Origin of the sequence: Streptomyces sp. NPDC002130, assembly GCF_040296465.1 — a bacterium.
GTDB lineage: Bacteria > Actinomycetota > Actinomycetes > Streptomycetales > Streptomycetaceae > Streptomyces.
Genome location: NZ_JBEOXI010000087.1, coordinates 19,434 through 29,832, shown reverse-complemented (window position 1 = coordinate 29,832; position 10,399 = coordinate 19,434). Strand labels below are relative to the sequence as shown.

8 protein-coding genes are annotated in these 10,399 nt (G+C 66.2%); 2 read left to right on the top strand and 6 right to left on the bottom strand.

The features are described 5' to 3' along the window. The coding region (locus tag ABT116_RS18465) for a recombinase zinc ribbon domain-containing protein (RefSeq protein WP_351634423.1) at positions 1 to 625 on the top strand (625 nt) is incomplete at its 5' end. Positions 626 to 764: 139 nt separating this feature from the next. Here the strand turns inward: ABT116_RS18465 and ABT116_RS18460 are convergent. The 3 genes from ABT116_RS18460 to ABT116_RS18450 form a co-directional block, all read right to left on the bottom strand. Next, positions 765 to 1,565: an uL30 family ribosomal protein gene (locus ABT116_RS18460; protein WP_351634420.1), complete on the bottom strand. Its 801-nt coding sequence runs from the start codon at positions 1,563 to 1,565 to the stop codon at positions 765 to 767. A 59-nt stretch (positions 1,566 to 1,624) separates the two neighbouring features. Continuing rightward, positions 1,625 to 3,058 carry a glycoside hydrolase family 43 protein gene (locus tag ABT116_RS18455; RefSeq protein WP_351634417.1) on the bottom strand — a complete coding sequence of 478 codons (1,434 nt, stop codon included), beginning with the start codon at positions 3,056 to 3,058 and terminating at the stop codon, positions 1,625 to 1,627. 338 nt (positions 3,059 to 3,396) lie between these two features. Next, positions 3,397 to 3,948 (bottom strand): hypothetical protein, encoded by a 552-nt coding sequence (locus tag ABT116_RS18450; RefSeq protein ID WP_351634414.1) that lies wholly within the window; start codon positions 3,946 to 3,948, stop codon positions 3,397 to 3,399. Between the two features lie 477 nt (positions 3,949 to 4,425). Between ABT116_RS18450 and ABT116_RS18445 the strand changes: the two genes are divergently transcribed. After that, the gene (locus ABT116_RS18445; RefSeq protein WP_351634412.1) at positions 4,426 to 5,187 is read left to right on the top strand and encodes an IS5 family transposase; all 762 of its coding nucleotides are present in this window, start codon (positions 4,426 to 4,428) and stop codon (positions 5,185 to 5,187) included. 2 nt (positions 5,188 to 5,189) lie between these two features. Here ABT116_RS18445 and ABT116_RS18440 read toward each other — a convergent pair whose 3' ends face one another. The 3 genes from ABT116_RS18440 to ABT116_RS18430 form a co-directional block, all read right to left on the bottom strand. Next, on the bottom strand, positions 5,190 to 5,561 hold the full coding sequence (locus ABT116_RS18440) for a hypothetical protein (protein ID WP_351634410.1): 372 nt from the start codon (positions 5,559 to 5,561) through the stop codon (positions 5,190 to 5,192). 287 nt (positions 5,562 to 5,848) lie between these two features. Continuing rightward, complete coding sequence (locus ABT116_RS18435) at positions 5,849 to 7,906, bottom strand: restriction endonuclease (protein WP_351634407.1); 2,058 nt, start codon at positions 7,904 to 7,906, stop codon at positions 5,849 to 5,851. A 467-nt stretch (positions 7,907 to 8,373) separates the two neighbouring features. Then, the gene (locus ABT116_RS18430) at positions 8,374 to 10,338 is read right to left on the bottom strand and encodes a TIGR03960 family B12-binding radical SAM protein (RefSeq protein WP_351634404.1); all 1,965 of its coding nucleotides are present in this window, start codon (positions 10,336 to 10,338) and stop codon (positions 8,374 to 8,376) included. Positions 10,339 to 10,399 lie beyond the last annotated feature (61 nt).

Genomic DNA, 10,399 nt, shown 5'->3' with positions numbered 1-10,399 from the left:
GGCAACCAAGTACCTCGGCGTCCTGATCTGCCATGACTGCGGCTCGAACATGACTGTTCAGCAGAACCGCGTCAAGAATTGGTCCTACTCGTATCTGCGGTGCGGCAAGTGCAAGGCCGGAGGCCACGGCGCTCCGAACCCTGCCGAGATCTACAGCAAGCTCGTCAACGACGTTCTGAGGGTTCTCGGAGACGAACCCGTCATGACACGCGAGTACCGGCAGGGCGCCGAGGCCCGCAAGGAACAACAGCGCCTGGAGCAATCCATCAGCTACTACATGACCGGACTTGAGCCCGGAGGTCGCTTCACGAAGACGCGCTTCACCAAGGAGCAGGCTGAGAAGACACTGGACGACCTCATCAAGCAGCTGGAGACCATCGACCCCGAGTCGACCAAGGACCGGTGGGTGGCCGTACACAACGGCAAGTCGTTCCGTACCCACTGGGAGGAAGGCGGCATGGAAGCCATGGCCGCCGACCTACTCCGGGTCGGCGTGAAGTGCGTGATCAAGCGGACGAAGGTGAAGGGTGTACGAGCTCCCCGCATCCATATGAAGCTGATGATCCCCAAGGACGTACGAGACCGGCTGATACTCAAGGAAGACGACTTCGCGGAAGCCTTCTGACACGGTGCGCCCAACAGATGCGGACGGCCGCCTTCCCGAGCTGCATGGGGAGGCGGCTCCTAGTCTCACGAGAACCAGGCCGCAGGGTCGAACGGCTCCTCCGTTCCATCAGCGTCAATGATCACGATCTCGCTTTCGATCAGACTAGGCGCCCTGTCATCGCCACACCGAGGCGGCAGCGGGCGCCCTGACTGCTGCGGCTCACGCTCGGGAAGCCCAAGATGGAAGGCTGACCTTGATCAAGGATTCGCACTTGCCCAATCCCGCGAAGTCCTAGAGATTTTAGAACCTTCCGCGTGTCCTCGGGCTGCCCTATGGGGGATCGAGTCTGCGTTACCAGGAGATCTCCCGATCCTTTCCACTGCATCGCACCCAAGAGCGTAAAACCAGTGAGCTCTTTCCAACCTCCCATGTCAGCTTGGGAGTTGGTGAGCCGAAGCACGGTAGTTGTCACATAGGCAGGCTGGTTGTCACCGACGGCGTTGTGAGTGGTCGTCGATCGCCTTGGCCAGTTGCCCTGCGTGCTGTTGAGCAGTGGCTTGAGAGCGCCGTAGTAGGGCTGGTGGTCAGTGGTGCGGAGCCACTGGAACCCGCCGCCGTTGATCATCAGGCCGTCGCGAGTGCCGGGCATGAACTTCACCGCGTTGTTCTGCAGCCGCCCGCGCATCAGGTTCGCGACCCGCGCGCTCATCGGCGTCCCCTGCAGCCGCATGTTGACGTGCGCCGCGGTGCGGTGCAGGTCGTGCAGAGCCCGCCGCCGGGGACTCAGGCTCTGGTGCTCGGCCAGGCTCAGACGCGGCGCGGGCACGAAGGTGCCGCGAATCTTCCGCCACTGCTGCCAGCCCTCCCAGCGGGTGCGGTCCGGCGGCAGGCCGGCCCGCTGGTGACAACTCCTGAGGTTCGGCTCAGCCCATGAGCCGAAGCACGGGCTGCCCCGCACGGTAAAGCCGTGCGGGGCAGCCGGCGAGTGAGGGAATGCCCCCACCGTGTCGGCGTCGGTCAGCTCGTCGCGCGGAAGGTGGCGTCGCTGCGTCCTGTCGCGGTGGTGATGGGGTCGAGGCGGAGCTGGTAGGCGTAGTGGCGGATGTAGCGGTCGGGGTGGTTGTAGGACTGGAAGGACGACCAGGTCGGGTCGGCGAGGCCGGCGACCTGGCGGAAGGTGGCGTCGGCGGCGAACTGCGCGGTGCCGTCGTTGCGGACCAGCTGGAAGTCGTAGTTGGCGTGGCGCAGGAAGTAGCCGGGGAACTTGACTGACTCGAAGGAGACGGTGCCGGTGCCGGTGAGGCCGGGCCGCATCCGGAACTGGGCGTCGTCGGCGGGGCTCACGTTGGGATCGATGCGCACGTCGAAGTTGGTCTGGCGCACGTACCGGTCCTGGAAGTTGAACGACTGCAAGCGCTGGACCGGGGTGTTGGGCCAGCGGGCGAGGACACGGCTCTCCTCGGCGGCCGTCAGGTTCAGGATCCAGCCGTGGCGCTTCTTGGTGCCGCCCATGTTGTAGCTTCCCGCAGCCTGCGTCTGGTAGGAGGCGGGGTTGGACGGGTCGGTCGTCAGGACCGGCATGTAGCCGCGGTTGGAGGCGTACTGGTCGAGGTAGAGGCCCCACTTGTTCTGCCCGTTGAACTTCATCCACATCGGGCCCTCGACCATCGCGCCGGTCAGGCCGACGCCGGAGAGGTTGCCGAGGTTGGTCCACGTCCCCAGGATGGAGTTGCTTCCCTCGAGGGTGATCTGTCCGTCGCCGGAGGCCCGCACGTAGCGGTAGTTGCCCACGCCGGAGGGCATCTCGATGATCTGGGTGTCGATGATCTCCTGGGTGCCGGGGCGCTCGATGTAGGTCTGCGGCGTGGTGATGGTGCGGAAGTCGCTGGTGCGGGCGTAGAAGATGCGGTGCTTCTTCACGCCGTTGACGGGCACGTTCGTCGCCCAGTACAGGACGTAGTCGTTGGTCTCGGGGTTCCAGATCGCCTCGGGGGCCCAGGCGTTGCGGCCGTCGGGGATCGCGCCGGCGACGTTGAGGAGCCACGGATCCGACCATGAGACCAGGTCCGACGACTCCCACACCACCAGGTTGCGGCTGCCGTTGTTGATGGAGGCGTTCCAGTCCTGCCCGCAGCTGATGCACAGGTCGGTCGCGATGATCCAGTACTTGCTGCCGTCGGGGGACCTCACGAGTGCCGGGTCGCGCACCCCCTTGGTGCCGATCGTGGAGCGCAGCACCATGGCGCCGCCGTTGAGGTCGTTCCAGTGCAGGCCGTCGGTGCTGTGCGAGAGGTACATCTGCTGGTTGGTCGCCCCCTCACCGGTGAAGTGCACCATCAGGTAACCCGGGTCGGCGGCGGCGGCCCGCTGTGGTGTGGTGACGACCTGGGCGGTGAAGAGCAGGCAGGCGGCGACAAATATCGCCGCCAGCCGTGAGAGAACCGCGGGCATATGTGTTCCTGTCTTTTGGGGTGCCGTGATCAGGGGCAAGTGAGGTCGAGGGTGAGGCCCGGCCTCCGTACCGTTGGGGGCAGGACCGACTCCGTGCGACGTGGGCGCCGCGTCGCGCTTGTCAGCGGCCTACGTGCTGCGGTTTCCGCGGGCAGCGACCGGGGGCCCCGCCATGGCGGGTCGGGTGACGAAGACGGCGGAGAGGGCCGCCGGAGCCGGCTCACAAGTACGCCGGAGACGGGTGCGCAACACGGGCTGTCCCCTTTGACGGCCATGGTTCGAAAAATCGAACACTGTTCGCAAGTGCGATCAGAAGATAGGTCTCAGCCAGAAGCGCGTCAATGAAACCGGCCAGTTCGATTTCCGCGCGGTCGCACCCCGCAACCGCCCATGACGGTGAGACTTCCTCTGCTACGCCCCTTGAGCTGCGGCGACTTCCCTACGCGCTCGGGCCGCGCGTCCGAACGCCGACTGCACAACCGCTGCCAGGGCGCGGCGAACAGGGCAGGGATCTCGCCAAGCACGTAACGCCGGAACCTCCATCCGTCGGCGGCCTCGGAGAGCAGCACCGGGCCCGGCGGATCGAACCTCAGCCTCCGACGCGACGCCCTCGCGTCCAGTCCCGCGAAGGCGTGCTCGCGCCAGAGGGCAGCGGCCGCGTAGCGCCAGCCGCATGCGACAGCGACTTCAGCGATCGCAGCGAACGGCTCCCGGTCCGTCCCTTTGATCAAAGCCTCGGGGCGTATGTCGATCAGCCAGACGCCGTGGTGGGTCACCGCGAGGTAGTGAGGGATGTGGCAGCGGCGCTTCCCGCAGGTCCCGAAAGAGATCTTCAACGGCCGCGAGACGACGTCGACCGCGTCGCCGGCGAAGTCCAGGGCAAGCAGCACCCGGCCCTCCGCCAAGCTCTATGCGTCGTGATGACGGCCGGTCCTGGCTGCAGGCCAGGACCGTGCCCTTGGTCCCGACGCCAGGTGAAGTGCCGCGGGTCGCTCGTGAGCACCGGCTCCTGTACGAGGTCCTGAAGGTCCTCTCGCAGCTGCACTGATGCAACCATACGGACCCGGTGTCAGCGGCTTCGACCACTCTCCCCGACCCAGCGCGTGTAGTGGCCATGACCTCATGGAATCGCCGCAGAGAACCCCCGGCTTCCGGTAGCTGGTGACAGAAAGGCTGCTGAATGAGTGTCTGTGACAAGTCCGATGCCTCGCTTGTGACAGCCAGGCTGCTTCGACCGCTCCCATTCACCAGCTCAGCCGGCCCCGCTGGTGACAACTCCTGAGCTTGGGCTCAGTTGGGATGACAGACAGATGAAGCCCCTGGTAGATGGTTTCGACCAAGAGAACCGTCTCCACCAGAGGCTTCGCATGCTTGTCTACCCGTCCGGCGTCGACGTGTCCAGCTCGGCCCTGCGCTTCCTCGCCGCCCGCCTGAGGGAACACCGCCGCGCTCTCGGCACCCGATGGCGGCGCCTGAACGCCGGCCGACGGGCTCTGCTCACCCTCGCCCACCTGCGCAACGGCCAGCCCTACGCCCAGCTCGCGGCCGGTTTCGGGATCGGCACCACCACCGCGTACCGATACATCACCGAGGCCGTCAACCTCCTGGCCGCCCTCGCCCCCACCCTCACCGAAGCCATACGAGCGGCGTCGAAGGCGTACGTGATCCTGGACGGGACGCTCCTGCCCATCGACCGAATCGCCGCCGATCGCCCGTTCTATTCGGGCAAACACAAGAAGCACGGCATGAACGTGCAGGTCATTGCCGATCCGCAGGGGCGTCTGATGTGGGCTTCACCAGCCTTGGCCGGCGCCGTCCACGATGTCCGGGCCGCGCGCGAGCACGGCATCATTGAGGCACTCGCCGAGGCTGGCATCACCTGCTGGGCAGACAAGGGCTACCAGCGTGCAGGCGGCACCGTCCGTCTCCCTTACCGTGGCCGATGGGACAGCCTCTCCACCGGCCAGCAGGCCGTCAACCGGTCCCACGCGAAGATCCGTGCACTGGTCGAGCAGGCCATCGCCACTCTCAAGTCCTGGCGCCTCCTCCGCAAACTCCGCTGTTCGACGACCCGGATCACGAGCCTCGTCCAAGCCGTCCTGGTCCTCCAGCTCGCCGCTACGGGCTGAGATCAACCCGCAGCATTCACCAGGTCCGTCAATTCGGCCTCGGTCGTCCCAGCCCGCAGACGAACGTCGAAGGTGTAACCCTCATCGCTGAACACCAGGTCAAGGTCGGTGGGTGTCAGCCTGCGGAAGACGATCGCCAACCAGATCGCGTCTTCCTCCCAGACGTCCATGTACAGGCAGGTACCGTCCTCGTGCAGATAGGCCTCACCTGGGCCCTTCTCCGTCTTGAACTGCCAGATCATGCTGCGCACTTCGCTGCGGCGCATCGAGTCGATCTCGAACTCAGACCACCGGGCACGGATCGCGTCGGTCAGCGCATCCCGATCGATGCGCCATCCGCCCGCATCACCGTCGACCACCGCCAAGAACGTCATAGCCAGGGTCTACCAGATGTCCGTGACATGGCGCTGATCGGCTGTCGCCTGAAGTTGGAATGGGCTCAGTGATCCTCGTGCGCTCGTTGATCTTTAGGGGACAGCCAGAGGTACGGAGGGGCGGCAGTTCCACGCTGGTCTGTCCGATCCTTATGACCTATCGATCGGCCCCATGCGGGGTCACCTTCTTGACCAGGTCAACGCCGTCAGGTGCAGCAACTTCTCCTGTAGACGGGTTGGGCCGTACATACCTGCGGACATATCAGCAACTGCGTGCGGGCGGGGGGTTACTCAACTTCGATGCCGTAGTCCTGTACAAGCTGCTGAAGACCACCCGCGTAGCCCTTCCCCCCAAGCACGAAGTCCCAGTCGCCACTAGGCCTGCGCCGGAAGGAGCCAAGCACCAACGCGGTCTCGAGGGCACGCCCGTCGGAGACCTCAAGGCGCCCGAGCTCGGTCATCGCCGGGTCCAGCAGCCGGATGCAGGCATCTGTAAATCCAGAGAGGTCTGCCTTCGGATTCACTTCCGGATCCACAGCCGCCACCAGCACGAACCGGTCAGCCGCCTCCGGCAGTGCATCGAAGGCGACACGAATGGCTGCTTTGTCCGGTCGCGCAGCCTGTACTGCGCGTACCGAGCCGTCAGGTGTCTGCGGGTTGTTGAAGAAGACGAAGTGGTCCTCGCTGAGGACTTGGCTGCCACGGCAGACCAGCGCACACACGTCGAGTGCGACGTTGCCGGACCACGTCATGCCCAGCACGTTGTAATCGGCGGCCGGAGACGCAGAGTTGGACGGTGTCGGCTGCGTCGAAGCCGCCGTCCCTCCCTCTCCCAAGCGTCCACGAAGCCCATGCCTGTGCAGAAGATCGACGAGTTCGCCGCCCGAAATGAGCTCCAAAGGCTTGCCCCGGGCGAAGGTGTGAGAGCCCGGCCCGAAACCCGAGGTTGTCACCAGAACCCCCTTGTTGGCGCCGACGTCTTGAACCGTGCCGTAAAGATCGCGTACGGCCGTGGGCGGCACCGTGTTGCGGTAGCGCTTCACCTGTACGACGATCTTGCCGCCTCGGATGGGAGTCGGGTCCATCGCGTCGACGTCCACGCCACCATCGTTCGAGCGCTGAGTCGTTACGGCCTGCATACCCATGGCGCGGAACAGATCGGCGACTAGGGACTCGAAGGCGATCGGATCCAGGTCGTACAGGTTCGGCTCGTGATCGCCACCATGGGCGGCCACAGGGCTACCGACGTCCTGGGGCTGCCGGCTCGGCCGCACGGAGGTGAGCTGGTCGGGCCGGGTCGAGATCTGTCCCCTCAGCGCGTCGGTCAGACAGCTGACCGGGTCCTCCTGCCCCAGATGCAGGTCCGTGAAAGCCGCCCGGGAAGCCATGACGGTCGCCAGGAAGATCTGCGTCTGTCGTCCTGTCGCCGGGTCGGGGGCGTCCACGAAGCCGTTCAGGGCAACCGAGTCGAGGATGCCGTACTCGTCCGCCGAGAACAGCTGGTGCAGCACCAACAGCGTGCTCTGCCCCAGCACCTCCCGGTACAGCGCCCGACGCTGGCTCACCGGCCGTGCCGCTTCCTTGTACTGATCCTCCCGGGACAGGTACCTGACGGACTTCGCTTCGGGAACCACGTCGTATGTGGGCAGTTCCCAGTCCAACACCAGCTGCCGCCCCGCTGCGTCGTAGGCCGCAGCCACCTGCCGAGGGAATCCCTCCGGCCAGGCCGTCGACGCGTAGAGCGCAGCGGAGAAGTACTCGACCACGGAGTCAGGGTCACCCCGCCTGACCCCTTCGGTCACTTCCACGACCCCGGCATTGTGCCGACGCACCTCGGCCCGCTGAGACTCCGTCCTCTGCTCGTAGTTCCGCTGCAACGCGGTTAACTGCTGCTGACGCTGCGCCTCGGCGACCTGCGCAGCATGCCAGTCGTGTTCGAACCGAGCCCGCGCCTCAGCCTGTGCCTGTGCTCGCCGGTTGGCGGTCCAGCCGCCCTGAGCCTGGTACTCGTTCGGGTCGGGCATCCGCACCGGCCATGCAAGTGGCCCGGGATCAAACGGCGGGATGTCTTCCGCACGCATCAAAGACGATGCCCTGAAGGCCGGCGCCTCGCATCCCGTAGCCAGCAGACCTCGTAGGGACGCAATCTGAGCTTCCAGCTCCTCCGTACGCCGCCTGGCCTCGGCCTGGTGGTACTCCCGGTGGCCTTGCGCGGCAGAACGCTGGTAAGCCCGCGCCTGCCACGCCTCCTCCCGGCGCTGCCTCGCCTCGGCTTCTACCTGACGTTGGTGCTGCCGCTGAATCTCAGCCCACGCACCGACAAAACCAGCAGAGCGACGACTCATGCGCTACAGGCCCTCCCCAGGACGTCGGCACAGCCGACCAAGCCGCAGTTGCCCCCGCAACCAGTAGTAACAAAACGACTGTATCCAGCAATCGCCGTCATGAATATCAAGTTGCCAAAGCGACCAGAACGGATCGTTCGGGCAGGTCACCGCGCACCCGCTGTTCACGACGCAGCGTCACCGTGCAAGGACGTCAGCGAGCGCCGACACCACCGAGCCCCCTCCGCGTCGAAGGGGGCTCGGTAGTCGCCAGAAACGCTTCAGCGAGGCTCCGAGAGCCTCAGACCCACTCCACCTCTGAGCGGATGCCCGAGGCCCCTCCCGGGCCCGGCAGAGGCGTACAAGGCCCACGCTGCTGCTCCTGCTGCCGACGGCTCGAAGCCCCGACAGCAGCCAACGCAGCAGCCACCTCGTCCTCACTCGCCCCCGCCAGGGCATCCATCACCCGAACGAGTGCGTCACTCACCTCAGTGCTCGTGCCCGCTCGGCGCCGGCGCGGCATTCTTGACCGTCAGAGGCAGCAGCTTCTTCCCGGTCGGACCGATTTGTATGGCCGTATCCATCTGCGGACACACCCCGCAGTCGAAGCACGGCGTCCAGCGGCAGTCGTCGACCTCGGTCTCGTCGAGGGCGTCCTGCCAGTCCTCCCAGAGCCAGTCCTTGTCCAGGCCGGAGTCGAGGTGGTCCCAGGGGAGGACCTCCTCGTAGGTGCGCTCGCGGGTGGTGTACCAGTCGACGTCGACGCCGAAGGGGGCCAGTGCCTTGTCGGCGCAACTCATCCAGCGGTCGTAGGAGAAGTGCTCGCGCCAGCCGTCGAAACGGCCGCCGTCGTCGTAGACCGCGCGGATGACCGCGCCGATGCGGCGGTCGCCCCGGGACAGGAGGCCCTCGACGATGCCGGGCTTGCCGTCGTGGTAGCGGAAGCCGATCGAGCGGCCGTACTTCTTGTCGCCGCGGATCTTGTCCCGCAGCTTCTGCAGCCGGGCGTCCGTCTCCTCCGCGGAGAGCTGCGGGGCCCACTGGAACGGCGTGTGCGGCTTGGGGACGAAGCCACCGATCGAGACCGTGCAGCGGATGTCGTTGGAGCGGGAGACCTCGCGGCCCTTGGCGATGACCTTCGTCGCCATGTCGGCGATCTGGAGGACGTCGTCGTCGGTCTCCGTCGGCAGGCCGCACATGAAGTACAGCTTCACCTGGCGCCAGCCGTTGCCGTACGCCGTGGAGACCGTGCGGATCAGGTCGTCCTCCGAGACCATCTTGTTGATGACCTTGCGGATGCGTTCCGAGCCGCCCTCGGGGGCGAAGGTGAGGCCGGAACGGCGGCCGTTCCTGGTCAGTTCGTTCGCCAGGTCGATGTTGAAGGCGTCCACGCGGGTGGAGGGGAGCGACAGGCCGATCTTGTCGTCCTCGTAGCGGTCGGCGAGGCCCTTGGCGATGTCGCCGATCTCCGTGTGGTCGGCGGAGGACAGCGACAGCAGGCCGACCTCCTCGAAGCCCGTCGCCTTCAGGCCCTGCTCGACCATGTCGCCGATGCCCGTGATGGAGCGCTCGCGCACCGGGCGCGTGATCATGCCGGCCTGGCAGAAGCGGCAGCCGCGGGTGCAGCCGCGGAAGATCTCCACCGACATGCGCTCATGGACCGTCTCGGCCAGCGGCACGAGCGGCTGCTTGGGGTACGGCCACTCGTCGAGGTCCATGACGGTGTGCTTGGAGACCCGCCACGGCACCCCGCTGCGCTTCGGCACGACACGGGCGATCCGGCCGTCCGGCAGGTACTCGACGTCGTAGAAGCCGGGCACGTACACCCCGCCCGTCCTCGCAAGGCGGAAGAGGAGCTCCTCGCGGCCACCGGGGCGGCCCTCCGCCTTCCAGGCGCGGACGATCGCGGTGATCTCCAGGACCGCCTGCTCGCCGTCGCCGATCACCGCACAGTCGATGAAGTCGGCGATCGGCTCGGGGTTGAACGCCGCGTGCCCGCCGGCCAGGACGATCGGGTCGTCGAGGGTCCGGTCCTTGGCCTCCAGGGGAATGCCGGCGAGGTCGAGGGCGGCCAGCATGTTCGTGTAGCCCAGCTCCGTGGAGAAGGACAGGCCGAACACGTCGAAGGCCTTCACCGGCCGGTGGCTGTCGACCGTGAACTGCGGGACGTGGTGCTCCCGCATGAGCTCCTCCAGGTCCGGCCACACGCTGTACGTGCGCTCGGCGAGGACGCCCTGCTGCTCGTTGAGCACCTCGTAGAGGATCATGACGCCCTGGTTGGGCAGACCGACCTCGTAGGCGTCCGGGTACATGAGCGCCCAGCGGACGTCACAGGAGTCCCAGTCCTTGACCGTGGAGTTGAGTTCTCCGCCGACGTACTGGATCGGCTTCTGCACATGCGGGAGCAGAGCTTCGAGCTGCGGGAAGACCGACGCAGCGACTTCGGCAGGCATGTCGCGCACCTTCGTGAGCTGGACTGAACTGACAGGGGTGACCATCCAGACTAACGCGGTC